Origin of the sequence: Microbacterium invictum, from assembly GCF_034421375.1 — a bacterium.
In the GTDB taxonomy this organism is placed as follows: domain Bacteria; phylum Actinomycetota; class Actinomycetes; order Actinomycetales; family Microbacteriaceae; genus Microbacterium; species Microbacterium invictum_A.
This window is the reverse complement of the sequence record NZ_CP139779.1, coordinates 2,095,254-2,120,358: the sequence shown is the minus strand read 5'-3', so window position 1 is coordinate 2,120,358 and position 25,105 is coordinate 2,095,254. Positions and strand designations below refer to the sequence as shown.

At 70.7% G+C, this 25,105-nt stretch carries 23 protein-coding genes and 1 tRNA gene; 15 read left to right on the top strand and 9 right to left on the bottom strand.

Annotation, left to right across the window (positions count from 1 at the left end; all coding sequences use genetic code 11):
- Positions 1-41 precede the first annotated feature (41 nt).
- Positions 42-941, top strand: coding sequence for an alpha/beta fold hydrolase (locus T9R20_RS10260; RefSeq protein ID WP_416182895.1), 900 nt, complete (start codon positions 42-44; stop codon positions 939-941).
- On the opposite strand, the gene T9R20_RS10255 is transcribed toward T9R20_RS10260, so the two are convergent.
- On the bottom strand, positions 901-1,455 hold the full coding sequence (locus tag T9R20_RS10255) for a CGNR zinc finger domain-containing protein (protein WP_322409215.1): 555 nt from the start codon (positions 1,453-1,455) through the stop codon (positions 901-903). The genes T9R20_RS10260 and T9R20_RS10255 overlap by 41 nt on opposite strands.
- Before the next feature lie 74 nt (positions 1,456-1,529).
- On the opposite strand from T9R20_RS10255, the gene T9R20_RS10250 reads away from it, so the two are divergent.
- Positions 1,530-2,534, top strand: a complete 1,005-nt coding sequence (locus T9R20_RS10250; protein ID WP_322409214.1) for a DMT family transporter — start codon at positions 1,530-1,532, stop codon at positions 2,532-2,534.
- On the opposite strand, the gene T9R20_RS10245 is transcribed toward T9R20_RS10250, so the two are convergent.
- Positions 2,506-2,979, bottom strand: a complete 474-nt coding sequence (locus T9R20_RS10245; protein WP_322409213.1) for an Lrp/AsnC family transcriptional regulator — start codon at positions 2,977-2,979, stop codon at positions 2,506-2,508. The two genes, T9R20_RS10250 and T9R20_RS10245, sit on opposite strands and share 29 nt — an antisense overlap.
- Positions 2,980-3,141: 162 nt before the next feature.
- Between T9R20_RS10245 and pdhA the strand changes: the two genes are divergently transcribed.
- The 3 genes from pdhA to T9R20_RS10230 are packed head-to-tail and all read left to right on the top strand — an operon-like array spanning position 3,142 to position 6,657.
- Positions 3,142-4,269 (top strand): pyruvate dehydrogenase (acetyl-transferring) E1 component subunit alpha, encoded by a 1,128-nt coding sequence (gene pdhA, locus T9R20_RS10240; protein ID WP_322409212.1) that lies wholly within the window; start codon positions 3,142-3,144, stop codon positions 4,267-4,269.
- A 1-nt stretch (position 4,270) separates the two neighbouring features.
- Positions 4,271-5,281: an alpha-ketoacid dehydrogenase subunit beta gene (locus T9R20_RS10235; RefSeq protein WP_322409211.1), complete on the top strand. Its 1,011-nt coding sequence runs from the start codon at positions 4,271-4,273 to the stop codon at positions 5,279-5,281.
- Positions 5,278-6,657 (top strand): dihydrolipoamide acetyltransferase family protein, encoded by a 1,380-nt coding sequence (locus T9R20_RS10230; protein ID WP_322409210.1) that lies wholly within the window; start codon positions 5,278-5,280, stop codon positions 6,655-6,657. Before T9R20_RS10235 ends, T9R20_RS10230 begins: the two co-directional genes overlap by 4 nt.
- Before the next feature lie 29 nt (positions 6,658-6,686).
- On the opposite strand, the gene T9R20_RS10225 is transcribed toward T9R20_RS10230, so the two are convergent.
- Together T9R20_RS10225 and T9R20_RS10220 are read right to left on the bottom strand one after the other, a co-directional pair.
- Entirely contained in the window at positions 6,687-8,432 is a 1,746-nt protein-coding gene (locus tag T9R20_RS10225) for an alkaline phosphatase family protein (protein ID WP_322409209.1), read from the bottom strand.
- A gap of 19 nt (positions 8,433-8,451) precedes the next feature.
- Complete coding sequence (locus T9R20_RS10220) at positions 8,452-9,045, bottom strand: TetR/AcrR family transcriptional regulator (RefSeq protein ID WP_322409208.1); 594 nt, start codon at positions 9,043-9,045, stop codon at positions 8,452-8,454.
- A gap of 105 nt (positions 9,046-9,150) precedes the next feature.
- On the opposite strand from T9R20_RS10220, the gene T9R20_RS10215 reads away from it, so the two are divergent.
- From T9R20_RS10215 to T9R20_RS10195, 5 genes are all read left to right on the top strand, one after another.
- Positions 9,151-10,755: a carboxyl transferase domain-containing protein gene (locus T9R20_RS10215; protein WP_322409207.1), complete on the top strand. Its 1,605-nt coding sequence runs from the start codon at positions 9,151-9,153 to the stop codon at positions 10,753-10,755.
- A gap of 5 nt (positions 10,756-10,760) precedes the next feature.
- Positions 10,761-12,725: an acetyl/propionyl/methylcrotonyl-CoA carboxylase subunit alpha gene (locus tag T9R20_RS10210; protein ID WP_322409206.1), complete on the top strand. Its 1,965-nt coding sequence runs from the start codon at positions 10,761-10,763 to the stop codon at positions 12,723-12,725.
- Entirely contained in the window at positions 12,706-13,872 is a 1,167-nt protein-coding gene (locus T9R20_RS10205) for an acyl-CoA dehydrogenase family protein (protein WP_322409205.1), read from the top strand. Before T9R20_RS10210 ends, T9R20_RS10205 begins: the two co-directional genes overlap by 20 nt.
- Positions 13,873-13,972: 100 nt before the next feature.
- Positions 13,973-14,476 (top strand): MaoC family dehydratase, encoded by a 504-nt coding sequence (locus T9R20_RS10200; RefSeq protein WP_322412156.1) that lies wholly within the window; start codon positions 13,973-13,975, stop codon positions 14,474-14,476.
- Positions 14,477-14,481: 5 nt separating this feature from the next.
- Positions 14,482-15,291, top strand: a complete 810-nt coding sequence (locus T9R20_RS10195) for a CoA ester lyase (protein ID WP_322409204.1) — start codon at positions 14,482-14,484, stop codon at positions 15,289-15,291.
- Here the strand turns inward: T9R20_RS10195 and T9R20_RS10190 are convergent.
- Both T9R20_RS10190 and T9R20_RS10185 read right to left on the bottom strand, forming a co-directional pair.
- On the bottom strand, positions 15,281-15,907 hold the full coding sequence (locus T9R20_RS10190) for a histidine phosphatase family protein (RefSeq protein WP_322409203.1): 627 nt from the start codon (positions 15,905-15,907) through the stop codon (positions 15,281-15,283). The two genes, T9R20_RS10195 and T9R20_RS10190, sit on opposite strands and share 11 nt — an antisense overlap.
- A 37-nt stretch (positions 15,908-15,944) precedes the next feature.
- Positions 15,945-16,799 carry a Sir2 family NAD-dependent protein deacetylase gene (locus T9R20_RS10185; RefSeq protein ID WP_322409202.1) on the bottom strand — a complete coding sequence of 285 codons (855 nt, stop codon included), beginning with the start codon at positions 16,797-16,799 and terminating at the stop codon, positions 15,945-15,947.
- Between the two features lie 91 nt (positions 16,800-16,890).
- Here T9R20_RS10185 and T9R20_RS10180 point away from each other — a divergent pair, with 91 nt between their 5' ends.
- On the top strand, positions 16,891-17,703 hold the full coding sequence (locus T9R20_RS10180) for an RNA methyltransferase (protein ID WP_322409201.1): 813 nt from the start codon (positions 16,891-16,893) through the stop codon (positions 17,701-17,703).
- A gap of 6 nt (positions 17,704-17,709) precedes the next feature.
- On the opposite strand, the gene T9R20_RS10175 is transcribed toward T9R20_RS10180, so the two are convergent.
- Positions 17,710-18,540: an SGNH/GDSL hydrolase family protein gene (locus T9R20_RS10175; RefSeq protein WP_322409200.1), complete on the bottom strand. Its 831-nt coding sequence runs from the start codon at positions 18,538-18,540 to the stop codon at positions 17,710-17,712.
- A 131-nt stretch (positions 18,541-18,671) separates the two neighbouring features.
- Here T9R20_RS10175 and T9R20_RS10170 point away from each other — a divergent pair, with 131 nt between their 5' ends.
- Both T9R20_RS10170 and T9R20_RS10165 read left to right on the top strand, forming a co-directional pair.
- On the top strand, positions 18,672-20,480 hold the full coding sequence (locus T9R20_RS10170) for a DEAD/DEAH box helicase (protein WP_322412155.1): 1,809 nt from the start codon (positions 18,672-18,674) through the stop codon (positions 20,478-20,480).
- Positions 20,481-20,599: 119 nt separating this feature from the next.
- Entirely contained in the window at positions 20,600-21,703 is a 1,104-nt protein-coding gene (locus T9R20_RS10165) for a VIT1/CCC1 family protein (protein ID WP_322409199.1), read from the top strand.
- A 46-nt stretch (positions 21,704-21,749) separates the two neighbouring features.
- On the opposite strand, the gene T9R20_RS10160 is transcribed toward T9R20_RS10165, so the two are convergent.
- A tRNA-Leu gene (locus T9R20_RS10160) sits at positions 21,750-21,834 on the bottom strand.
- 141 nt (positions 21,835-21,975) lie between these two features.
- Between T9R20_RS10160 and T9R20_RS10155 the strand changes: the two genes are divergently transcribed.
- On the top strand, positions 21,976-23,277 hold the full coding sequence (locus tag T9R20_RS10155) for a M20/M25/M40 family metallo-hydrolase (RefSeq protein ID WP_322409198.1): 1,302 nt from the start codon (positions 21,976-21,978) through the stop codon (positions 23,275-23,277).
- A gap of 39 nt (positions 23,278-23,316) precedes the next feature.
- Positions 23,317-24,147 carry an undecaprenyl-diphosphate phosphatase gene (locus T9R20_RS10150; RefSeq protein ID WP_322409197.1) on the top strand — a complete coding sequence of 277 codons (831 nt, stop codon included), beginning with the start codon at positions 23,317-23,319 and terminating at the stop codon, positions 24,145-24,147.
- 16 nt (positions 24,148-24,163) lie between these two features.
- Here T9R20_RS10150 and T9R20_RS10145 read toward each other — a convergent pair whose 3' ends face one another.
- The gene (locus tag T9R20_RS10145; protein WP_322409196.1) at positions 24,164-25,030 is read right to left on the bottom strand and encodes a PAC2 family protein; all 867 of its coding nucleotides are present in this window, start codon (positions 25,028-25,030) and stop codon (positions 24,164-24,166) included.
- Positions 25,031-25,105: the final 75 nt, after the last annotated feature.

Sequence of the window (25,105 nt, the reverse complement as noted above, 5' to 3'; positions counted from 1 at the left end):
TACGCGCCGGTCCCGACATCGGCTGCCGGTTAGACTCGAACGTGTCGATTCCGCACCCCGAGGTCCCCGCTCCGCGCGCGGCGGTCCCCGAGGGGGACCGGATCGAGATCCTCGGCGGCGAGACCGCCTATTGGACCTACGGGCCCTCTGACGCCGACGTCACGGTACTCGCGGTCCACGGGTTCCGCGGCGACCACCACGGTCTGGCCTCGATCGTCGCTCTTCTCCCGGAGGTCCGGTTCATCGTCCCCGACCTTCCGGGGTTCGGCGAGTCGACCCCGCTTCCCGGGCGGCGGCACGACATCGACGCCTATCGGTCCTGGCTCATCGAGGTGCATGCCGCCGTGGCGCCGGCGGCGGTCATCCTCGGGCACTCGTTCGGGTCGATCGTCGCCTCGGCCGCCGTGGCGGGAGGACTGCCGACGTCCCGGCTCGTCCTCATCAACCCCATCGGCGCGCCGGCACTGGAGGGACCGCGCGGCATCCTCACCCGCCTCGCCGTGCTCTACTACCGCCTGGGCGCCCGCCTGCCCCGGCCGGCCGGCGAGTGGATCCTCCGTCAGCGAGCGATCGTCCGCGGCATGAGCGTGGCGATGGCCAAGACGCGCCGCCGCGACCTCCGCCGCTACATCCACGACCAGCACGATCGGTACTTCTCGCGGTTCGCCGACCGCGACGTCCTCCGCGAGGCCTTCGAGACCTCCGTCGGCAACGACGTGCGTGCCTTCGCGCCCGCGATCGCACAGCCGACACTTCTCATCGTCGCCGAGCGCGACGACATCACCCCTCTGGCCGCACAGCGACGGCTGCAGACACTGTTCCCGCGGGCGGAGCTGGTCGAGATCCCCGAGGTGGGGCACCTGATCCACTACGAGACCCCCGGAGCCGCTGCGGCCGCGATCAGTCGCTTTCTTGCGCCTTCCGCTGCCGGTACGCGCTGACATTCATCCGGTTGCCGCAGTTCCCGGTGTCGCAGTAGCGCTTGGAGCCGTTTCGCGAGTAGTCGACGTACACGGACTCGCAGTCGTGTGCCGCGCAGATGCGCACGCGGTCGTAGGCATCGGCTCGGATGACGTCCACGAAGGCCATCGCCGCTTCGACGAGGACACGTGTCGCAAGGGGCGCATCATCGGGCGTGGCGTGGATGTGCCAGCCGTACCCGTCGTGCTGGACGAGTCGGGGGAGTGCTCCGCCATCGTGGAGCATCGCGTTCACCAGCGGCACGGCCTCGTCGCGATCGACATCCCACAGTGCTCGGAGTCGCTCGCGCACGTCGCGGAGTTCTGCAACAGTCTTTTCTTCGCGCGCGATGTCGCCGGTGTACGGATTCACCGCGAGGTAGTCGACGAGATCGTCGACCGTGCGCATCCGGTCTTCTCCGTCGAAACCGGGCAGCGTGTTCACCAGGTACGAGGCCGCGCGCAGCGACTGCTCCGTGTCATGGATGAAAACCATGTTGACTCCTGACATTGCACGCCGCTAGTGTCACCAGTGTACGCATGCTTGACTCCTGACGGACGGATGATCCGATGACCGCGACCGCCCCGCTCCCCGTCCTTCCGCTGGGCGTTCCCGCGGCCGCGTCGCGGGTGGCGACGACGGGCCTGGTGATGGCACTGGCCTCCGCGCTCGCGTTCTCCTCGAGCGGCCCGTTCATGAAGCCGCTGCTGGAGGCCGGCTGGTCGCTCGGTGCCGCGCTGCTGGTCCGGATGGGCCTCGCCGCCCTCGTACTGTCGCCGGCGCTGGTGCGGGCGATCCGCCGTCAGCCCGGGTTCCTGCGCCGCCACTGGCTCCTCATCGTCGGCTTCGGCCTGATGCCCGTGCTCGGCTGCCAGCTGCTCTTCTTCTCCGCGATGCAGCGGATGCCGGTCGCGGTGGCGCTCCTCATCCAGTACCTCGCTCCGGTGATGCTCGTCGTCGCGGTCTGGATCCGCACCCGCCGGCGACCCTCGACGCTCGTGCTCGCGGGTTCGGTCGTCGCCGTCGTGGGTCTGGTGCTCGTGGTGGATGTCTCCGGCGCCGCGTTCGACCCGGTCGGCGTGCTCTTCGCGCTGGGTGCGGCGGTCTGCGTGTGCGCGTACTTCGTCATCGCCGAGCGCGCCGGCGACGACCTCCCGCCCCTCGCCTTGGCGGCCGCGGGATTGCTGTTCGGCGGCCTGGTGATGGCGGTACTGTGCGCCACCGGCATCCTGCCCTTCCAGGCGCCCCCCGTGACCGTCACCCTCGCGGGTGCCGAGGTGGCGTGGTGGCTGCCTCTTCTGTGGGTCGCCGCGGTGGCGACCACCGTGGGTTACGCGTTAGGAGTGATGGCGGTGCCGCGCACCGGCTCCCGCGTGGCGTCCTTCGTCGGACTGTCCGAGGTGCTGTTCGCCCTGGCGTTCGCGTGGGTCTTCCTCTCCGAGATCCCCGCTCCGGTCCAGTTCGTCGGTGGCGCGCTGATTCTCGTCGGGGTGATCCTCGTCCGCCTCGATGCGGCGTCGCCCGCAGGTCGGCGAGCGGCAGCCCCTACGATTCCCGTCGTGCCAGCTCCATGAGGGGCCGTACGCGATAGCCGATGACCTCTCCCATGACCAGGGAGGTCTCGGTGCGCTCGACACCCTCGATCGCGAGGATCCGGGCGTCGGTGTCGAAGAGGTGCTGGGTGTCGCGACAGGCCACGCGGACCAGCAGGTCGACCTGACCGCTCAGGCCGTGGACCTGCACGATCTCGGGCACGCGTGCGAGTTCGGCGGTGATGCGGGGCAGATCCGCCTGGCGCACCGTGACACTCAGGAACGCCTCGATCGGAAAGCCGAGCGCGTCCGGCGAGATGGCCCGTTCGTAGGAGAGGAACACGCCGGTGCGCTCGAGTCGCGACATCCGGGCCTGGACGGTGTTGCGCGAGAGGCCCAGTCGCTCCGCGAGCGCGACCACCGTGGCCCGGGGATCGTCGGAGAGAGCGGCGAGGAGCTCGAGATCGACGTGATCGAGAGTGCTCATAGTGCGAAACATTAGCAGGTGCGGTGTCAGTCGTCTGCGCATGTTGCTCAATGATCACGAAGATGCTTGAGCTAGGTGACAGAACGGGTAGCCTCGGGCTTGTCGGCGACGCTGCCGGCGACTCACGCGCGACGCTTCACGAGAGTGTCGCCTCGAGGAGGGATGACAACGGTGCACACCCTGAACCCCACGGCCGATCCGGCCACCGATGTGGACGACGTCGCTCGCCTGCTGAGCCCCGGCGGCGAACGAGTCGCCGATCCGGATCTGCAGGAATGGATCGCCGACGTCGATACCGCCGCCATCCGGCGGCTCTACCGTGACATGGTGCTGCTGCGCCGCATCGACGACGAGGGCGTCGCCCTCCAGCGGCAGGGGCAGCTGGGCCTGTGGCCGCCGTGCCGGGGTCAGGAGGCGACCCAGATCGGCACCGCCCGGGCGCTCCGCGCGGACGATTTCGCCTTCCCGAGCTACCGCGAGACCGGCGTCGTCTTCGCGCGGGGCGGCAAGCCCTCCGATTACGTCCTCGCCTGGCGGGGCGAGGGGCACTCCACCTACGACCCCTACGAGCTCCACACCGCGACTCAGCAGATCATCATCGGAGCCCAGTCGCTCCACGCCGTCGGCTACGCCATGGGTGTTCAGCGCGACGGTGGCGATCAGGTGGCCGCCGCCTACTTCGGCGACGGTGCCACCAGCCAGGGCGACGTGAACGAGGCCATGGTGTTCGCGGCGTCGTTCGGCGCTCCGGTGGTCTTCGTCTGCACGAACAACCAGTGGGCGATCTCGGAGCCGGTCAGCGTGCAGGCCCGATTCCCCATCGCGGGGCGCGCCCCGGGGTTCGGCATTCCCAGCATGCGAGTGGACGGCAACGACGTGCTCGCCTGCCTCGCCGCGATGCGCTGGGCGACCGATCACGCGCGCAGGGGGCGGGGCCCGGTCTTCCTCGAAGCGGTGACCTATCGCATGGGTCCGCACACCACCTCGGACGACCCCACCCGCTACCGCGACAAGGAGGAGGTCGAGATCTGGCGCCGCCGTGATCCGATCGACCGCGTGGAGGCGCTGCTGCGCGCCGAGGGCGCGTTCGACGACGCCTTCGTAGCCGGCGTCGGCGCGGACGCCGACGCTCTGGCCGCCGCGGTGCGCGAGGCCGCGATGGGAGCGGTGACCCGGCCGGCGCTGTCGATCTTCGACGACGTCTACGCCGAGCCTCACACGGGCATCGACGAGCAGCGTGCCGCCTACGCCGCCTACCTCGACGGCTTCGCCACGGCGCAGGGGGCCTGACATGGTGCAGCTGACGATGGCGAAGGCCATCAACGAGGGTCTGCGCCGCGCCATGGCGGATGACCCCAAGGTGCTGGTGATGGGGGAGGACATCGGCAAGCTCGGCGGCGTCTTCCGCGTCACCGATCGCCTGCAAGAGGAGTTCGGCGCGCAGCGGGTCATCGACACCCCGCTGGCCGAGTCGGGCATTGTCGGCACCGCCGTGGGGCTCGCCCTGCGCGGCTTCCGGCCGGTGGTGGAGATCCAGTTCGACGGCTTCGTCTACCCCGCGTTCGACCAGATCGTCTGCCAGGTCGCGAAGCTCCACTACCGCACCCGCGGGAACGTGCGGATGCCGCTGACGATCCGCATCCCGTGGGCGGGGGGTGTCGGCGCCGCCGAGCACCACTCCGAGTCGCCCGAGGCGTACTTCGTCCACACCTCCGGTCTCCGCGTGGTCGCGGTGTCCAATCCGCAGGACGCCTACCTCATGCTGCGTCAGGCGATCGCCTCGGACGACCCGGTGGTCTACTTCGAGCCCAAGCGGCTCTACCACGCCAAGGGTGACGTCGACCTCGACGTCGATCCCGCCGACGCCCCGCCCATGGGTCTCGCCCGGGTCGCCCGGGAGGGCACGGACGCCACCGTCCTGACCTACGGCGCGCAGGTGATCACGGCTCTGGATGCCGCGCTGGCGGCGGAGGAGGACGGCATCTCGCTCGAAGTCATCGACCTGCGCTCGCTGTCGCCGCTGGATCACCGCACGATCGGCGCGTCGGTGCGCAAGACCGGTCGCGTCGTGATCACCCACGAGGCCGCTCGCGAGGCCGGGGTGGGCGCCGAGCTCGTCGCCAGCGTGACCGAGCGCTGCTTCCACTACCTCGAGTCGCCGCCGGTGCGGGTCACGGGGCACGACATCCCCTACCCGCCCGCAAAACTCGAGAAGCACCACGTTCCGGACCTCGACCGCATCCTCGACGCCGTCGACCGGGTGCTCGATCGACCGAACAGCTTGACGGGGGTGGAGCTGTGATCCAGGAGTTCCGTCTTCCCGATCTCGGCGAGGGGCTGCCGGAGGCAGAGCTCGTGCAGTGGCTCGTGGCCGAGGGCGACCGGGTCGCTCTGAACCAGACGATCGCCGAGGTCGAGACCGCCAAGGCCGTCGTCGAGCTGCCGTCTCCCCACGCCGGTGTCGTCCAGGTCCTCCACGCCGCAGCGGGGGACGTCGTCGAGGTCGGTTCGCCCCTGATCTCGTTCGAGGTCGGCGCCGAGCGCGGGGCGGGCGCCGCCCCGGCCCATGATGCCGCCACCGACGACGCCCCGTCCGATGACGTCGCCGGTCCGAACCTCGTCGGCTACGGCGTGGCGCCCCGCGGCGACTCCCGGCCCCGTCGCCGGCCGCGGATGGCGTCCTCGACCCCGCGCACGGCAGCGACCGACACCGCCGTGCTCGCGGCGGCGCCGCACGACGACATCCGTGTGATCGAGACCGAGCCGCTGCAGGAGCGACCCCGGTCGACCCCGCCGGTCCGCAGGCTCGCCAAAGACCTCGGCGTCGACATCGCGCTGGTGACCGGGACGGGGGAGGGCGGCCTCATCACCCGCGACGACGTCCGCGGCTACGCCGAGACGATCACGCGCACGCCCGAGTCCGAGGCCGCGGTCCGCAGCCGCGAGGACACGGTCCGCAGCCGCGAGGACACAGGCACCGGGGAGACCCGGATCCCCATCCGCGGCGTGCGCAAGCACACCGCCGAGGCCATGGTGCGAAGCGCCTTCACCGCCCCTCATGTCACGGTGTTCCTGACGGTCGACATGACCGAGACCGTCGAGCTCGTGGCATCCCTGCGCGAGGACCGCGCGCTCGCCGACCACCGCATCGGCGTGCTCGCCGTCGCGGCGAAGGCCGTCTGTCTCGCGCTCCGCCATCACCCCGGCCTCAACTCCCGCTGGGACGCGGACAGCGGCGAGATCGTGCAGTATCACGGCGTGAACCTCGGGATCGCGGCTGCCACCGAACGCGGGCTCGTCGTCCCGAACATCCGTGATGCCGACCGGTTGACCCTTCCCGCCCTCGCCGACGCGATCCGCGACCTCGCGGTCACGGCGCGCGCCGGGAAGACCCCGCCCGAGGCGATGCGCGGCGGCACCTTCTCGATCACCAACGTCGGGGTGTTCGGGGTGGATGCCGGTACTCCGATCCTCAATCCGGGCGAGGCGGGGATCCTGGCCATCGGCGCGGTGCGTCGACAGCCCTGGGAGCATCGCGGACAGATCGCGCTCCGCGACGTCGTCACGCTGGCGCTGTCCTTCGATCACCGTCTCGTAGACGGCGAGCAGGGCTCACGGTTCCTGGCCGACGTGGGTGCGGTGCTTCGAGAACCCGGGCGGGCGATGCTCCTGGGGTGACGGAGAAGGCGGGGATGACGGGGTCGGGGTCACGCCTTGGTGAACAGACCGCTCCCGCGCCGTCGCAGGTAGTCGTAGGCCTCGGCGTAGGTCTGCGGCTCGCCCTGCGCCCCCTCGCCGTAGCGCGCCTGGAGGAGGCCGAGGAGCCCCCGTCCCGGGGGGCTGAGCGGCTTGTCCTTATGCGGAGACGAGGTCACGTCGATCGGTTCGTCAGCCTGCGGGTTCGGCGGGTGGTACATCGGGTGCACGGTCGGCCAGGTCGCCGGATGGCGGGGCTTGCTGAGGTTCAGCACCGAGAACAGCGTGTTCGCCCCCGCATCGCGTCGGTTCAGCGGCTGCAGCCCGTGGCGGCGGGCGAGGGTCGCGATGACCGACCCGTGGTGCATCTCGTCGTTGATGACGGTGCCCACCCGGGTGTACGCCGACACCGCGATCGCAGGAACACGACCGCCGAGCCGATCGAAGGCGAAACCCATCTCCCCCGGCTCGGCGCCCTCCACCGGCGGCACCGCACGGGGTGGGGGGACGTGGTCGTAGGTGCCGCCGTGCTCATCGAAGGTGATGAGCAGCAGCGTGTTCATCGCGTTGGATCCCGTGGTGCTCGCGCTGGTGCGGATGGCGTCGTAGATGCTCGCCACCAGCTTCTCACCGGCGCGCACGTCCGACACGGCCGAGTCGATGACGAGCCGGCCGTCCACCTCGCTCGACCGGTAGACGCCGAAGGGCGGGTGGAAGTCGTTGTGGTTGTAGGCCAGACGCGGCTCGATGAACGCATAGGCGGGAAGGGTGCCGTTCTTGGCATCGCGATAGAACTCCGGCATGAAGGCGAAGTGCTCGGTGCGCCAGTATTTCTCCAGCACCGGAGCGTGGAGCACACCGGTCAACGACACCAGCTGCATCTCGTCGAAGTAGATCTTCCACGACAGCCCCGCCTCCTCCAGGCGGTTGAAGATGGTGGGTGTCTCGGGGGCGTTCAACCACTTGTCGTATCCGCCGCCGTGCTTGTTCGTCACGAAGCCGTGCGAGGTCGAGGCGTGGAAGAACGAGCGGTTGCAGTACGTCTGCGACGGCACACCCGCGAACCAGGCGTCGAAGACGGCGAACTCCCGGGCCAGCGTCGACAGCACCGGCAGCTGCTCGGGAGAGAAGCCGCCCATGATCTGGGAGGCCTCTTCGAGCGTGGGCTCGGTGCCGTTGCGCAGACGGGTGAAGTTGTTCCAATAGTCCTGGAGGAAGCCGCCCATCGTCGGATCGGTTCCGGGCGGGGGAGCGTTGAACGGCGACCCCATCTGGCCGACCTGGGCGGTGGCATTGCCGGCGGGATCGACGCGTTCGAACAGCTGCGTGTTGACGTGAGGGAACTCCTCGCCCGGATCGGGGTTGGGAAGACCCATCACGACATCCGTCGCGCCGGAGTACACGTGCGCCGCGACGCGATCGCCCCGGGGGGAGAGGTTCGCGTAGTCGCCGAAGGCGAGCCCGTCGAACGTCGAGCGCTCGGGGAGCGTGTCGGGCGTGTAGAGCCACCCGAGCATGTTGTCGAAGGAGCGGTTCTCGCCCATGAACACCACGATGTGATCGAAGCCGGGCTCGGAACGCGCCGTGAGGGCGGGCAGCTCCTGCGCCCCTTCCCGGACGCCCGCGGCGTGGCCGACCGCGGCGCCGCCGACGGCACCGGTCGCACCGCCCACGGCGAAGCCGGCCGCTGCCAGGCCGCCGACCTTGAGGAAGTCGCGGCGTGAACTGAGGGCCTCTTCTTCGGGGGTCTCACGCATCTTGCAGAGAGAATACCCCTCAGACGGCCAGGGCGGCCTCGGCCATCTCGGTCAGGATTGCGCGGACATCCGTCTGGTCGAGGGAACCCTGACCGGTCCGGATGCTGTGCGGCGTGGAGTTGATCAGGCCGAAGCAGGCGTGCGCGCGCACGCGGAGATCCTGTTCCGGGCGCTCCGGGTGCACCGCCGCGAGGACGCCGATCCACATCTCGACGTACTCGCGCTGCAGGCGCCGGACCGTGCGGCGATCCTCCTCGCCGAGACTGGCGAGGTCGCGGTCCTGCACGCGGATGACATCGGCATCGGTGAGGGCGAAATCCACGTGGAACGCCACCAGCTGCGAAAGACGCGAGACGGCGTCATCCGTTCTGTCGATCACCGTCCGGCCGCCGTCACGGAGCCGTTCGCTCACGCCGATCAGGATGGCGCCCAGCAGCGCCTGCTTGTTGGCGAAGTGGCGATAGATCGCCGGGCCGCTCACACCGACCGCAGCTCCGAGATCCTCCAGACTGACGCCGGTGAACCCGCGCTCGGCGAACAGACGCGCCGCCTCGGCGAGGAGGGCGGAGTGCCGGTCGGCCTTCGCCCGATCGCGGCCGGTGGTGCTTGCCATTTCAGTTAATCCCCGCTAACGTGAAAGCTCGGTTAACGCACACTAACCGCCCCCGCCACGCGCCGACAACGGGCGTGACCGGATCGTGACGTCGACGGAGATGACATGGCCAGGCTCAGCACCACTGTGCGTCGGGATGACCGCTTCCGGCGCGCCGAGGCGGCGCAGCGCGGCCTCGCCGACGACCTCCGCCGCCGCCTGGCCGAAGCCGCGCTCGGGGGACCGGTCTCGTCGCGGGAGCGCCATATCGCCCGGGGCAAGCTCCTGCCCCGAGACCGTGTCGACCGCCTCCTGGACGCGGGGAGTCCGTTCCTGGAGGTCGCACCGCTGGCGGCGGACGGACTGTACGGCGGCGAGGCTCCGGCGGCCGGGGTCGTCGCCGGGATCGGTCTCGTCCACGGACGGCACGTGATGGTCGTCTGCAACGACGCCACCGTCAAAGGGGGGACGTACTTCCCGCTCACGGTGAAGAAGCACCTGCGCGCGCAGGAGATCGCCCTGGAGAACCGGCTCCCGTGCGTGTATCTGGTCGATTCGGGCGGTGCGTTCCTTCCCATGCAGGATGAGGTCTTCCCCGACCGTGACCACTTCGGACGCATCTTCTTCAACCAGGCTCGGCTCTCCGCCGCGGGAATCCCGCAGATCGCCGCGGTCCTCGGGTCGTGCACCGCCGGCGGCGCCTACGTGCCGGCGATGAGCGACGAGACGGTGATCGTCCGCGGCCAGGGGACGATCTTCCTCGGCGGACCGCCGCTGGTGAAAGCCGCCATCGGCGAGGTCGTCACTCCCGAGGAGCTGGGCGGCGGCGAGCTGCACGCACGTCGGTCCGGTGTCGTCGATCATCTCGCCGAGGACGACGAGCACGCCCTGGAGATCGTCCGCGACATCGTCGCGACCCTGCCCGCAGAAGCCGGTCCGGTGTGGCCGGTGATCCCGTCCGTCGCGCCCGCGGCCGACCCCGCGGAGCTGTACGGCGTCGTGCCCGTGGACGTCAACCAGCCGTACGACGTGCGCGAGGTCATCGCGCGCCTGGTCGACGGCAGCGACTTCCACGAGTTCAAGCGCGAGTACGGCGAGACCCTCGTCACCGGTTTCGCCCGGATCCACGGTCACCCCGTCGGCATCGTCGCCAACAACGGCGTCCTCTTCTCCGAATCGGCGCAGAAGGGCGCCCACTTCATCGAACTGTGCGACCAGCGCGGGACGCCGCTGGTGTTCCTGCAGAACATCACCGGCTTCATGGTGGGTCGCGAGGCTGAGGCGGGAGGCATCGCGAAAGACGGGGCGAAGATGGTCACCGCGGTGGCCACCACGCGGGTGCCGAAGCTCACGGTGATCATCGGCGGATCCTTCGGCGCGGGCAACTACTCGATGTGCGGCCGGGCGTACTCGCCCCGTTTTCTGTGGAGCTGGCCGGCGAGCCGCATCTCGGTCATGGGCGGAACCCAGGCCGCGGCCGTCCTCGGCACGGTCAAGCGCGATCAGCTCGACGCACGCGGAGAAGAGTGGACCCCGGCCGACCAGGAGGCCTTCGAGGCGCCGATCCGCGCGCGGTACGACGAGCAGGGCAGCCCCTACTACGCCACAGCCCGACTATGGGACGACGGCGTCATCGATCCCGCCGACACCCGCGACATCCTGGGACTCGCCCTCGATGTCGTCAGCCGCACCCCGCTGCCGACGCCGCAGTTCGGCGTCTTCCGGATGTGAGCCCCATGACCCTCGAGCACCCCGCGACCATCTTCGGCAGCGTCCTGGTGGCCAACCGCGGTGAGATCGCCCGCCGCGTCATCCGGACGCTGCGCGCCCTCGGTATCCGCGCCGTGGCCGTCTACAGCGACGCCGACGCCGATGCTCCGCACGTGCGCGAGGCGGACGAGGCGGTCCGGATCGGTCCCGCAGCCGCGACCGCGTCGTATCTCGACATCGACGCCGTGATCGCCGCGGCCCGGCAGTCCGGCGCCGAGGCGATCCACCCGGGGTACGGCTTCCTCTCCGAGAACGTGACCTTCGCGCGAGCGTGCGCCCAGGCGGGCATCGTCTTCATCGGTCCGGGCGAGCGCGCCCTCGAGGTCATGGGCGACAAGATCCGGGCGAAGGAGCACGTCGCCGGATCCGGCGTGCCGACCGTTCCCGGGTTCTCGGCCGCGGGGATGAATGACGCCGAGATCGCCCGGGCCGCCGAGGCGACCGGGTTCCCCCTGCTGGTCAAGCCGTCCGCCGGAGGCGGTGGCAAGGGCATGCAGGTCGTCCGCGCCGCCGACGACCTGCCCGCGGCCCTGGACAGCGCGCGGCGCGTGGCGCGCGCCGCGTTCGGCGACGACACGCTGCTCCTGGAGCGACTGCTCGAGCGCCCTCGCCACATCGAGGTGCAGGTGCTCGCCGACGACCACGGCGCCGTGGTGCACCTCGGCGAACGGGAGTGCACGCTGCAGCGCCGGCACCAGAAGGTCATCGAGGAGGCGCCTTCCCCGGCCGTCGACCCGCGGACGCGTGAGCGTCTCGGCCGGGCGGCATGCGCCGCGGCGGCGAGCGTGGACTACCGGGGTGCCGGAACGGTGGAGTTCCTCGTCGCCGCCGCGCGTCCGGACGAGTTCTTCTTCATCGAGATGAACACCCGTCTGCAGGTCGAGCATCCCGTCACCGAGGAGGTCACCGGCATCGACCTCGTCGCCGAGCAGCTGCGCATCGCGGCGGGCATGCCGCTCTCGTTCACGCAGGACCAGGTGCGCCTGCGCGGCCATGCCGTCGAGGCGCGCGTGTACGCCGAGAGCCCCGAGCGGGACTTCGTGCCGTCGGTGGGGGAGATCCTCGTGTGGCGCCCCGCCCGGGGGATCCGGACCGACGCGGCGATCGAGATCGGATCGCGCGTGACCGCCGACTACGACCCGATGATCGCGAAGGTCATCGCCCACGCCGACGACCGCACCCAGGCGCTGCGGGCGCTGGACGCGGCCCTGGCGTCGACCGTCATCGCCGGGGTCGAGACGAACGTGGCGTTCCTGCGGTCCCTGCTCGCCCGAGACGACGTCAGGGTCGGCGACCTCGACACCGGCATCATCGACCGGATGCCGGTGCTCGAGGCCTCGTCGCCGGATGAGGCCGAGCTCGCGGCCGCGGCCGCGGTGCTCCGGGCGATCGACGATGAGGTACCGCCCGTCGGGCAGAGCGGTGGGGCGGGCGCTGTCTGGCGGAACCTGCGCGGATGGCGCGCCGGACGCCCGGCGGCGGCCGAGACCGTGTCCTTCCTCGTCGACGGCGGGGACGTGGTCTCCACGCGCCGGACGGACGCGGCGGGCGCCTCCGAGGTCGTCGCCGTGCGGGGGCCGGACGCCGCGGTGTGGACCTGGCGGGACGGGGTCACGCATCGGCTGACACCCATCGACCGCCACGAGGCGATGACGCGGCGCCTCGCGGCGCGGTCCCGGCACGTCTCGGCCGTGGACCCTCAGGTGCGCGCCCCGATGCCGGGAACGGTCGTGGCCGTGCACGTCCCGGACGGATCACGGGTCGCCGCAGGGGACCGGCTCGTGAGCATCGAGGCGATGAAGATGGAGCACATCGCGGTCGCGCCCCATGACGGCGCCGTCCGCATCCATGTCGCGATCGGCGACCAGGTGAACCGCGATCAGACGGTCGCGGAGGTCGAGGAGGACCAGCATGACGATTCCACTGAGTGAGTACGCCCTCGAGGAGACCGAGCTCGAACTGGCCCAGCTGGTGCGCGAGTTCGCCGACGAGGTCGTCGCGCCCGTCTCGTACGAGGCCGACCGCACGCACACCCTGCCGCTGGATGTGGTGGCGCAGATGGGGGAGATGGGACTGTTCGGTCTGCCGTTCCCGGAGGAGGTCGGCGGACAGGGCGGGGACTACGTCGCCCTGTGCCTCGCGATCGAGGCGCTCGCCCGCGTCGACCAGTCGATCGCGATCACCCTCGAAGCCGGCGTGAGCCTCGGGGCCATGCCGATCCACCGGTTCGGCACCGACGCGCAGCGGGCCGAGTACCTCCCCGATCTCCTCGCCGGACGGGCGCTCGCCGGATTCGGGCTGACCGAACCCGAGGCGGGTTCGGACGCCGGGGCCACCCGCACGACGGGGCGTCGTGACGGCGACGAGTGGGTGATCAACGGGTCGAAGCAGTTCATCACCAACTCCGGCACCGACATCACGCGGTTCGTCACCGTCACCGCCGTCACCGGCGAGAGTGGCGGCCGTAAGCAGATCTCCACGATCATCGTCCCCCACGGGACGCCCGGGTTCACGGTCGAGCACGGCTACGACAAGGTGGGATGGCGGGCGTCCGACACCCATCCGCTGACGTTCACCGACGTGCGCGTCCCCGCCTCGCACCTGCTCGGCGAGGAGGGGCGGGGATTCGCGAACTTCCTGCACATCCTCGATGAGGGACGCATCGCCATCGCCGCGCTCGCCACCGGCGCAGCCGAGGGGTGCCTGGAGGCATCCGTCGATTACGCCCGGTCGCGTACGGTCTTCGCTGCGCCGCTGGCGAGCCGGCAGGGGATCCAGTTCATGCTCGCCCGGATGCAGGCGCGCGTCCACAACGCCCGACTCGCCTGGCTTCACGCCGCCCGGCTGCGGGACGCGGGGAAGCCGTTCAAGACCGCGGCGGCCATCGCCAAGGTCACCGCGAGCGACGCCGCGATGGACAACGCCCGCGATGCGACGCAGATCTTCGGGGGCAACGGCTTCATGAACGAGTACCCGGTGGCCAGGCACTATCGCGACTCGAAGATCCTCGAGGTCGGCGAGGGCACGACCGAGGTGCAGCTGCTGGTGATCTCGCGGGCACTGGGACTCGGCGGGTAGCGTGAGCGGCATCGTGAACGACGACCCAGAACAGCCCGGCCCCGTACATCCCGGCCCGGTACAGCCCGGCCCGAACCAGACCGGGACAGAGCGCGCCGGCATCCTTCAGCGCGGACTGTATTTCGACCAGATCGAGGTGGGCGCCCGTTACCTGCACCGGCCCGGGCGGACGGCGACCGAGACCGACAACGTGCTGTTCTCGGCGCTGACGATGAACGCGCAGCCTCTCCACCTCGATGCGGCGTGGGCCGCCGACAGCTCCTTCGGGGAGCGCCTGGTCAACTCGATGTGGACGCTGTCGACGATGGTCGGGGCATCGGTGTCGCAGCTGACCCTGGGAACTCTGGTCGCGCAACTCGGGATGAGCGATGTGACCTTCCCCGCGCCGCTCCGCCACGGTGACACGCTCTACACCGAGACCGAGATCCTCCAGGCGCGGCGCTCGGCGTCCCGCCCCGGACAGGGAATCGTCACGATGCGCCACACCGGGCGCAATCAGGACGGGGTCGTCGTCGCCACCGCCACCCGGGTCGCGCTGATGTGGTGCGAGGATGCCGTCCGCACGTCGGGAACGTCGGCTCCGACGATCGCAGAGGAGGGGTGAGAGGGATGCTGCCCGCGCCGGCTCTCCTGTTCTGTCCCGCCGATCGCCCCGAACGCTTCGTCAAGGCGCTGGACCGCGCGGATGCGGTCATCCTCGACCTCGAGGATGCCGTCGGACCCGACCGCAGGACCGCGGCCCGGGGCGCCCTGATCGACGCCGACCTCGATCCGTCCCGGGTCATCGTGCGGGTGAACCCGGTCGGGACCGAGGCCTTCGCCTCCGACATGGCCACCCTGTCCCAGACCGACTATCGCACCGTGATGGTGGCCAAGGCCGAGAGCACCAAGGCGCTGCGCGCCATCGACAGGCGGTTCTCGATCATCGCCCTCTGCGAGACCGCCCGCGGAGTGGCGGCGGCGGACAAGCTCGCGGCCCACGACCAGGTGATGGGCCTGATGTGGGGAGCCGAAGACCTCGTGGCGAGCCTCCGCGGCACGTCCAGTCGCAGATCCAACGGCCGCTACCGCGACATCGCCCGGTACGCCCGGGCGCGCGTGCTGCTGGCGGCGGGCTCGCAGGGCAAGGCCGCGGTCGACGCCGTCCATCTCGACATCGGCGACGTCAAGGGCCTCCGGCGCGAGGCGGCCGACGCCGCGGCATCGGGCTTCACCGCCACGGCGTGCATCCACCCGTCGCAGGTACCGGTGATCCGTGAGGCCTACCGACCCGACGAGGCGACGATCGCGTGGGCGCGCGGTGTCCTCGCCGCCGCCGAGGGACGGCCCGGGGTGTTCACCTACGAGGGGCGCATGATCGATGAGCCGGTGCTCCGGCATGCTCGTTCGGTGCTGGACCGCGCCGACCTCAGCGGGTGACGTCGAGCGGCATCACGAGGCGGAGCGCATCGTCCTCGACCGCGAAGCGGTGGAGCGAGCCGTTCGGAAGCCGCACGCCGGGCTCAGGCAGCCGGTCGTCGGTAGCGTGACCGATGACCTCGCGGATGAGTGCTCCGTGAGCGACCACGATGAGGCGGAGATCGGCGACGGCGACCGTGTGGGCGTCAACGGCGTCGTGCCTCGCGAGGGCGAGCGCCTCGAGGGCGCGGCCGCGAAGGTCGTGGCGTGTCTCGGCGCCGGGGACGTCCGCCAGGTGCCACGGCCCCCACCGGCGCTGGAACTCCTCGGTGAGAAGACCCTCGGCCTCCCCGTACGCGCGCTCGCGCAGACCGGCATAGCGGCGTGGGGTGCCGAGCCCCAGTGCCGCGGCGATGATGTCCGCGGTCTCGGCGGCCCGCGCCAGATCGCTGGACACGATGACGGCGTCGTCCGCGGCATCCGCACCGGCGGCCCTGAGCTCGTCGCGCAGGTCCTCCGCGGCCCGTCGGGCCTGCGCGCGCCCCGTGTCGTTCAACGGGATGTCGGTGAGCCCCTGGATGCGCCCGGCCCGATTCCATTCGGTCTCGCCGTGGCGGACCATGATCAGTGAGCTCACTGCACGAGCGTACCCGGGCCCGGCTGACGGTCCGCTCTCAGCGGGGCGACGGATCGGGGAGGTTGTCGGCGAGGAACCGCAGCACCGGCGAGGTGCCGGCGTCGATCTTCACCGTGGCGCGTGCGTCGCCGCGCGTCTGGCCCCGATTGACGATGACGACGGGAAGCCGCCGGCGGCGCGCGCGTTCGAGCAGGCGGATGCCGGAATTGACCACCAGCGACGAGCCGGCGATCAGCAGCGCGTCCGCGCTGCGGACGAGCTGCTCCGCCTCGCGGAACTTCTCCGCCGGGACGAACTCGCCGAAGAAGACCACGTCGGGTTTGAGCATGCCGCCGCACACCGTGCAGTCGGGGAGGACGAATCCCTCCGTCGCCGACGGGACGACATCGCCGTCCGGTCCGAGGGGGACCGCATCGGGCACGGTCAGCCACGGGTTGTCGCGCTCCACCCGCGCGGCGAGGTCGCGACGGTCGAACACCTGGCCGCAGTGCGTGCAGAAGACCCGCCGCATCGTGCCGTGCAGCTCGACGACACGCCGGCTCCCCGCCCGCACGTGCAGACCGTCGACGTTCTGGGTGACCACCCCAGCGGCGATGCCGCGGTGCTCGAGGTCGGCGATCGCGGTGTGCCCGGGGTTCGGACTCGCCGCGGCGAAGGCGCGCCAGCCGAGGTGGGAACCCACCCAGTAGCGCCGCCGGGCGGCGACGTCGCCGAGGAACTCCTGAGCGGTCATCGGGGTGCGCACCGGCGCTCCCTCGCCGCGATAGTCGGGGATCCCCGAGTCGGTGGACACCCCCGCGCCGGTGAGGATCGCCACGCGGCGGCCCTGCAGCACCTCCAGCGCCTCGGCGACGGCCGGCGTCTGAGAGCCGAGATCGGTCGTGACGGTCACGGACACCCCCTCCGCCGAGTGTAGGTCGCCGATTCTAGGCGCGGCGCTTTTCGGCGATGTTACGCACAGGCGGGTGCGAGAGAGTGGACGGATGCAGCTGAGCGAGATCGACGACCCGCGCGACGAGCGTCTCGCGGACTACCGTGACCTCACCGACGTGGCTCTGCGGCGGGTTCGCGAACCGCGGGAGGGGCTCTACATCGCCGAATCCGCCAAGGTGATCGCCCGGGCCCTGGCCGCCGGGCATCGACCGAGATCAATCCTGGTGCAGCGCACGTGGATCGACGACATCGCGCCGCTGGTGGCAGAGATCCCCGAGGTCGAGGTGTTCGTCGTCTCGCCGGCCGTGGCCGAGGCCCTCACCGGCTACGCCGTGCACCGCGGGGCCCTCGCCGCGATGCACCGTCCCGCACTGCGGAGTGTCGCCGAGACCGTCGCGGGGGCGAGGACCGTCGTCGTCCTCGAGGACATCGTCGATCACACCAACGTCGGCGCCGTCTTCCGCAATGCCGCCGGACTCGGCGCCGATGCCGTCCTCGTCTCGCCCCGGTGCGCCGATCCGCTCTACCGCCGGAGCGTCCGGGTATCGATGGGAACGGTCTTCCAAGTCCCCTGGACGCGGCTGGTCGATCCTCGATCGAGCGCCGCCGAGCTGGCCGCGGCCGGCTTCCACGTCGCGGCCCTCGCGCTCTCGGACGACGCGGTGACCCTCGAGGACTTCGCCCGTGAGCGGCCCGACCGGGTGGCGCTGCTGCTGGGCGGTGAAGGACACGGGCTCTCGCGCCGAAGTCTCGCCGACGCCCGCTCGGTGGTCACCATCCCGATGTCCGGTGGTGTCGACTCGCTGAACGTCGCCGCAGCCAGCGCGGTCGCCCTGTGGGCGCTCACGCGGGGCGTGAAGTGACACCGGTCAGGCGTCGTCCGTCGAGCGGATGATCGGCAGCGGCTCGGGGCGCTTGGGTACGACCTCGTCGCCCGAGGACTGCTGCCGCAGGCGCCGCAGCACCCAGGGAACGAGGTACTCGCGTGCCCAGACCAGGTCGTTCGTGCGCGCCTGACGCCAGGTGCGCACCGGAAGAGGGTCGGGGGCCATGGGGTGGAGGTCGTTGGGCACCGCGAGGGTGCGGAGCACCATGCGGGCCACCTCGTGATGCCCCAGTGAGTTGTAGTGCAGCCGGTCGTCGTCGAAGAAGCGCATGTCCTGCACCTCCTTGAGAGCCCACTGGTCGGCGACGATGCAGTCGTACTGCTCGGCGATCGCGCGGATGTTCTCGTTGTAGATGGCGACCTTGCCGCGGATGCCGCGGAACACCGGCGTGAAGTTGGTGTCGATGCCGGTGAACACCACCAGCGTCGCGCCGGAGGACGACAGCCGGACCACGGCATCGTGGAAGATGTCGGCCACGACATCCGGATCGGATCCTGGCCGGATGACGTCGTTGCCGCCCGCCGAGAACGTGATGAGATCGGGCTTGAGCTCGAGAGCCGGTTCGACCTGCTCGTCCACGATCTGACGGATCAGGCGACCGCGGATCGCGAGGTTGGCGTAGGCGAAGTCGGGCACCTGCCGCGAGAGCACCTCCGCCACCCGGTCGGCCCAGCCGCGGTGCCCGCCGGGGGAGCCGGGTTCGGGGTCGCCGATGCCTTCGGTGAACGAATCGCCCAGGGCGACGAACCGCCGCCAGGGGTGCAGTTCGTGGTTGGCGGCATAGGGACTCGGATGGTCGGGGGTGGTCGACATGGCGCTTCCTCGGCTCGTGGCTCATGTCGAGGGTAGCGTCCGGGGCGTCGTCTATCGTGGTGACTCGTCGTGTTCGGGAAGGGGGAGCTGTGGACGAGGCCGCTCCGACCCCCACCGCCGGCGAGACGGACATCCACCTCGGCAGCTTCGCCGCCGAGCATCTGTCGCCGACCTGGCCGCAGCGGGCGCCGTGGGGGACCGCGCAGCGGCTGCGGGCCTGGCAGGCCGAGGCTCTGGACCTCTACTTCTCGCTCGACGGCCCCGACGGTCGCGGCTCCGGCCCCAGGGACTTCCTCGCGGCAGCCACGCCGGGCGCGGGGAAGACGACTTTCGCGCTGCGATTGGCCACCGAGCTCCTCCGGCGGCAGGTCGTCGACCGCGTGGTCGTCGTGGCCCCCACCGAGCACCTGAAGACGCAGTGGGCCGACGCCGCCGCGCGGGTCTCGCTTCGTCTCGATCCGGCGTTCAGCAATCGCTTCGTCGCTCCGTCGCGGCAGTACCACGGGGTCGCCGTGACCTATGCGCAGGTCGCGGTGAAGCCCTCGGTGCACCAGCACCTGACCGATTCGGCGCGCACGCTCGTGATCCTCGACGAGGTCCACCACGGCGGCGACGCGCTCAGCTGGGGTGACGCGCTCCGTGAGGCGTACGGGCGGGCGACACGTCGTCTGCTGCTCTCGGGTACGCCGTTCCGCAGCGACACCGCTCCCATTCCGTTCGTGGAGTACCACCCGAACGACAAGGGGATCCGCATCTCCCGCACCGACTACGCCTACGGCTACCGCCGGGCGCTGGAGGACGGTGTCGTGCGCCCTGTGATCTTCCTCGTCTACGCCGGACAGATGCGGTGGCGCACCAAGACCGGCGACGAGATGGAGGCCCAGCTCGGTCAGGACAACACGAAGGACATCACCTCGCAGGCCTGGCGCACTGCGCTCGCCCCCGAGGGGGACTGGATCCCCGCGGTCCTCCGGTCGGCCGACCGTCGACTGAGCGAAGTGCGCGAACAGGTGCCCGACGCGGGGGGCCTCGTCATCGCGACGGATCAGACCGCCGCCCGGGCGTACGCGGCGATCCTGGAGTCCCTCAGCGGAGAGCGACCGACGGTGGTGCTGTCCGACGAGGCGGAGGCGTCCGCGCGGATCGAGGCTTTCGCGGCGGGGACGTCGCGATGGATGGTCGCCGTGCGAATGGTCTCCGAGGGCGTCGACGTCCCACGCCTCGCGGTGGGCGTCTACGCCACCTCGGCGTCCACGCCGCTGTTCTTCGCCCAGGCAATCGGGCGCTTCGTGCGTGCCCGGCGGCGCGGCGAGACAGCGAGCGTGTTCCTGCCGAACGTGCCGCAGCTGCTGGCGCTCGCGCACGAACTGGAGCGCCAGCGCGATCACGCCCTGGATCGTGACAGCGACGGTGACGACGAGTGGAATGCCGAAGAGGACCTCATGGATGCCGCCGAGCGGGAGGAGAAGGCCTCCGACGCGCTCACGCAGGAATTCACCTTCCAGGCGCTCGGGTCGGCGGCCCACTTCGATCGCGTCATGTTCGACGGCAAGGAGTTCGGCGAGCTGGCCGTCCCCGGCACCCCGGAGGAGGAGGAGTTCCTCGGTCTTCCGGGGCTTCTCGAGCCCGAGCACGTCCACGAGCTCTTAATCCAGCGTCAGGCACGGCAGAGCCGTCATCGGAAGGTCCGAGAGGCCGTTGCCGCGACCGGGTCCGAACCCACCGCACCCGCACCGCCGGCACCTCTGCACCGGACGCTCAAGGAGCAGCGCCAGCTTCTGAACAGTCTCGTGGGCCTCTATGCGCGGCAGAGCGGAGAGCCGCACGGCGCCGTCCATGCGGAGCTCCGGCGCATCTGCGGCGGACCTGCCGTCTCTCACGCCACCGTGGCCCAGCTGCAGGCGCGGATCGACGTGCTGCGGGCGCGCATCCGGTCGTGACGAACGGTGGGGGTTCGGCGGTCCGAAATGCTGGCAATCCCCGTTCCGACAACGACTCGGAAGGTGTCGATGGCTAGCGTGGAGGTGCCCCCCACGCCCTGAGAAGAGGTTGATTCCGCGTGCCCGCCGACGCCCCTGCCGCTCCCCGCCCCATCACCGCCCGTGACCGCCGCCGCTGGGCGCAGTACCTCGTCGACGAACGCGCGGAGGCGCAGGTCTACCGTGAGCTGGCCGCACGTCGCGAGGGGGAGGAGCGCGACATCCTGCTCGCCCTCGCCGAGGCGGAGGGCCGTCATGAGGCGCACTGGCTCGAGATGCTCGGCGGTGAGCCCGATCGGCTGCCCCGACCCGATCTGCGCACCCGAGTGCTGGCGGTCCTCGCGCGCCGCTTCGGCTCGATCTTCGTCCTCGCGCTCGCGCAGCGGGCCGAGGCGCGGTCGCCGTACGACGCCGAGCCGTTCGCCTCGGCCACGATGGCGGCCGATGAGCGCATCCACCAGGAGGTCGTGCGCGGGCTCGCCGCCCGGGGGCGGCGGAGGCTGTCGGGATCCTTCCGCGCCGCGGTGTTCGGCGCCAACGACGGCCTGGTCTCGAACATGGCTCTCGTGATGGGCATCGGCGCAACCGGCGTCGCCCCGTCCTTCGTCCTCTTCAGCGGCGTCGCCGGCCTGCTGGCGGGCGCGCTGTCGATGGGGGCGGGGGAGTTCGTGTCGGTGCGATCGCAGCGCGAGCTCCTCGCCGCCACCGAGCCGAACAACGACGCCGACCACGTCCTCCCCGACCTCGACCTGGACGCCAACGAGCTGGCACTGGTCTACCGCACCCGCGGGATGTCGGAGGCTGATGCGCGGGCGCGGGCGCGGGCGGTCGTCGGAGAGGCCCGCGACGCCGATCGGAGCGTCCCCTACCGACGCGCCGCCGAGGAGGTCGAGGGCCACGACGTCGTCGGGCGCGACTGGGGGGCTGCCCTGTCGAGCTTCCTCTTCTTCGCCTCCGGCGCCGTCATCCCCCTCGTGCCGTGGCTGTTCGGCCTCTCGGGAACGGCCGCCATGGTCCTGGCTCTGGTGCTCGTGGGGGTCGCCCTCCTGGCCACGGGCGCCATGGTCGGTCTGCTCTCCGGGGGCCCGCCGCTGCGCCGCGCGCTGCGGCAGCTCGCCATCGGCTACGCCGCCGCGGCGGTCACCTACATCCTCGGACTCGTCTTCGGCGTCTCCATGGGCTGACCTGAGGAACGAGAAAAACCCCGGCGAACCGGGGGTTTTCTCTCTGTGCGCGAGGGGGGACTTGAACCCCCACGCCCTATACGGGCACTAGCACCTCAAGCTAGCGCGTCTACCTATTCCGCCACCCGCGCATGGGTGTTTCGGTCGTGCAACCGAGGATCGACATTACCACGTCCGCGGGGCCGCTCGTGCGCCGGGCGGCGGTCGCGGCGTCGTCGAGGTCGCGCACGGTCGAAAAATGGCGGACACGACGGACAGGTAGGTTAGTCCGCATGCCGACGCCCGGATCCGACCTCCCCGAAGTCGCCCGCATCGCCCGAGACCTCATCCGTTTCGACACCACGAACTACGGCGGCGGGCGATCCCGCGGTGAGCGCGAGGCAGCCGAGTACGTCGGGGCGTTCCTGGAATCGTTGGGTCTCGAGCCCCACTTCTACGAGCCGATCGATCGGCGCACGAATGTCATGGCGCGCGTGCCGGGACGCGATCCCGATCGACCCGCCCTCGTGCTCCACGGTCACCTCGACGTGGTCCCCGCCGTCGCCGAGGACTGGAGCGTCGACCCGTTCGCGGGTGAGGTGCGCGACGGGATGCTCTGGGGTCGCGGAGCGGTGGACATGAAGGACATGGACGCAATGATCCTCGCCTCGGTCGCCGACCTGCTGCGCGCGGGGGAGAGGCCCCGACGCGACCTCGTGCTGGTGTTCTTCGCCGACGAGGAGAACGGCGGCATCGAGGGCTCGCAACTCGTCGTGCGCGATCGACCGGAGTGGTTCGCCGGAGCGACCGAGGCGATCAGCGAGGTCGGCGGCTACTCCATCACCGTCGCCGACCGCCGTGCCTACCTGTTGCAGGTGGGCGAGAAGGCGCTGGTGTGGATTCGGCTCATCGCCCGAGGCCGCGCCGCGCACGGCAGCAGCTTCCACCCCGACAACGCCGTGACCCGCCTCGCCGAAGCGGTGGCTTCCCTCGGCCGCACCGCCTGGCCGGTGACGCTGACCGACACGACGGCCCAGCTGGTGTCGGCGCTCGGCGAGCTCTCCGGGCGTCCAGGCGGCGATCCCGACGAGCTGGCCGCAGAGACCGGCCCGGCTGCCGGGTTCCTGCGCTCGACGCTGCGGACGACGACCAACCCCACCGGACTGACCGCTGGGTACAAGCACAACGTGATCCCCGACCGCGCAGAGGCGCTCATCGACGTCCGGGTGCTTCCGGGCACCGAGGACGCCGCCCTCGCCGACATCCAGCGCATCGTCGGCGACGACGTCGAGGTGGAGGTCGTGCACCGCGACATCGGGCTGGAGGTGCCGTTCGGGGGGGACCTCGTCGACGCGATGGTGCGCGCGCTGGATGCGCACGACCCCGGAACCCCCGTCATCCCGTATCTCATGGGCGGCGGCACCGACAATAAGGCTCTGGCCGAGCTGGGCATCGCCGGCTACGGATTCGCACCGTTGCGTCTGCCGGCCGATCTGGACTTCACCGGTATGTTCCACGGCGTCGACGAGCGGGTGCCGATCGCGGCACTCGAGTTCGGTCAGCGGGTGCTCACCGATCTCCTGCGCACCTGCTGACCGGCGCCGCCCCCCGTCACTGCTCACCGAAAGGCGCACATGCAGCTCATTGAGGCGATCTTCCTCGGCATCGTTCAGGGCCTCACCGAATTCCTCCCGGTGTCCTCCAGCGCGCACCTGCGCATCGTGGGGGAGTTCCTGCCCTCCGCAGAGGACCCCGGGGCCACCTTCACCGCGATCACCCAGATCGGAACCGAAGCCGCCGTCCTGCTCTACTTCTGGAAGACGATCGTGCGGATCATCTCGCGGTGGGCGCAGTCCCTCGCGGGACGCGTCCCGCGGAACGACCCCGATGCCCGCATGGGCTGGCTGATCATCATCGGTACGATCCCGATCGGCGTGCTCGGATTCCTCCTGCAGGACGTCATCCGCGACACCTTCCGAAACCTCTGGCTCGTGGCGATCGTGCTGATCGTCTTCGGTCTGCTGCTGGGCGCCGCCGACCGCTGGGGCGCGCGTCGGCGGGAGCTGAGCGATCTGACCTATCCGCACGGCCTCGCCCTCGGATTCGCCCAGGCGCTCGCCCTCGTCCCGGGAGTGTCGCGCTCGGGCGCGACCACCACGCTCGGGCTCGCCCTCGGATACACCCGCCCCGCCGCGGCCGAGTACGCCTTCCTGCTGGCCGTGCCCGCGGTGTTCGGCAGCGGCTTCTACGAACTGCTGCAGAGCTTCGAAGAGCCCGGCGGTCTGTACGGTCAGTTCGACACGGCCGTGGCGACGGTGGTCGCGTTCGGTGTGGGACTCGCGGTGATCGCGTTCCTCATGCGCTACCTCAAGCGCGGGAGCTTCCTGCCGTTCGTGATCTACCGCGTGATGCTCGGCATCGTGCTGATCGTGCTGCTGTCGGTGGGTGTGCTGCAGCCGTACTGATCACGGACCGCACTGCTCACGACCGTCGGGGGTCGTCCCGTCCGGGCTTGCTCGGTCCGTCGCCACGGCGCCGCAGGTAGCGCTCGAACTCCTGCGCGATGGCGTCTCCCGAGGCCTCGGGAGAATCCCACGTGTCGCGGGTGCGCTCGAGCTGACGGATGTACTCGGTCATCTCCTCGTCGTCCGCCGCGGCCGCGTCGATCGAGGCCTCCCAGGCGGCTGCCTCGGTGGAGAGATCGCCGCGCGGAACCTGCGCGCCGGTGAGGTCCTCCAGGCGGTCCAGGAGCGCCAGCGTGGCTTTCGGCGACGGCGTGTGGCCCGCGACGTAGTGGGGCACGCTCGCCCAGAGGCTCGCGGTGGGGATGCCGGCGGCTTCGGCCGCGTGCGCCAGCACGCTGAGGATGCCGACCGGCCCCTCGTAGGTGCTCTTCTCCAGTTCGAGGGTCTGCCGCAGCTGCTCGTTGTCGCTTCCGGCGAACACGGAAATCGGGCGTGTGTGCGGCACGTCCGACATCATCGATCCCAACGCGACGAAACCGGTGATGTCCTCGCGCAGCGCCGCGTCGACGATCTCGGCCGCGAAGGCCTGCCACGCGCGGGCCGGCTCGACCCCGGTGAGGAGCCAGAGCTGCGTGCCGCGCGTCTTGCGAACCGGTCGCAGGAGGGTCGTCTCCGGCCACGCGAGGCGTCTGCGCCCCTCGCCGTCGATCGACACCTGCGGGCGGGTGTACTGATAGTCGAAGTACAGCTCGGGGTCGACCGAGAAGACCGGTTCGAAGCCGTCCGTCCCGCGGATCTGCGACAGGGCCGACGACGCGGCCTCTCCCGCGTCGTTCCATCCGTCGAACGCCGCGACGATCACCCTGCGTCCCAGACCCTCCACAGGACCTCCCTCGGCCCGCCGGCGCGGGTTGCTACCCAGGATAGGCGCCGTACGGTCCGGACGGGGGCGCCCGGT

Excerpts from the sequence above, each read along its gene's own strand:
- pdhA (WP_322409212.1), top strand. The coding sequence starts at position 3,142 with ATGACAACGGTGCACACCCTGAACCCCACGGCCGATCCGGCCACCGAT.
- T9R20_RS10150 (WP_322409197.1), top strand. The coding sequence starts at position 23,317 with ATGCAGCTCATTGAGGCGATCTTCCTCGGCATCGTTCAGGGCCTCACC.
- T9R20_RS10180 (WP_322409201.1), top strand. The coding sequence starts at position 16,891 with ATGCAGCTGAGCGAGATCGACGACCCGCGCGACGAGCGTCTCGCGGAC.
- T9R20_RS10175 (WP_322409200.1), bottom strand. The coding sequence starts at position 18,540 with ATGTCGACCACCCCCGACCATCCGAGTCCCTATGCCGCCAACCACGAA.
- T9R20_RS10235 (WP_322409211.1), top strand. The coding sequence starts at position 4,271 with ATGGTGCAGCTGACGATGGCGAAGGCCATCAACGAGGGTCTGCGCCGC.
- T9R20_RS10245 (WP_322409213.1), bottom strand. The coding sequence starts at position 2,979 with ATGAGCACTCTCGATCACGTCGATCTCGAGCTCCTCGCCGCTCTCTCC.
- T9R20_RS10250 (WP_322409214.1), top strand. The coding sequence starts at position 1,530 with ATGACCGCGACCGCCCCGCTCCCCGTCCTTCCGCTGGGCGTTCCCGCG.
- T9R20_RS10225 (WP_322409209.1), bottom strand. The coding sequence starts at position 8,432 with ATGCGTGAGACCCCCGAAGAAGAGGCCCTCAGTTCACGCCGCGACTTC.
- T9R20_RS10210 (WP_322409206.1), top strand. The coding sequence starts at position 10,761 with ATGACCCTCGAGCACCCCGCGACCATCTTCGGCAGCGTCCTGGTGGCC.
- T9R20_RS10255 (WP_322409215.1), bottom strand. The coding sequence starts at position 1,455 with ATGGTTTTCATCCATGACACGGAGCAGTCGCTGCGCGCGGCCTCGTAC.
- T9R20_RS10155 (WP_322409198.1), top strand. The coding sequence starts at position 21,976 with ATGCCGACGCCCGGATCCGACCTCCCCGAAGTCGCCCGCATCGCCCGA.
- T9R20_RS10215 (WP_322409207.1), top strand. The coding sequence starts at position 9,151 with ATGGCCAGGCTCAGCACCACTGTGCGTCGGGATGACCGCTTCCGGCGC.
- T9R20_RS10205 (WP_322409205.1), top strand. The coding sequence starts at position 12,706 with ATGACGATTCCACTGAGTGAGTACGCCCTCGAGGAGACCGAGCTCGAA.
- T9R20_RS10220 (WP_322409208.1), bottom strand. The coding sequence starts at position 9,045 with ATGGCAAGCACCACCGGCCGCGATCGGGCGAAGGCCGACCGGCACTCC.
- T9R20_RS10195 (WP_322409204.1), top strand. The coding sequence starts at position 14,482 with ATGCTGCCCGCGCCGGCTCTCCTGTTCTGTCCCGCCGATCGCCCCGAA.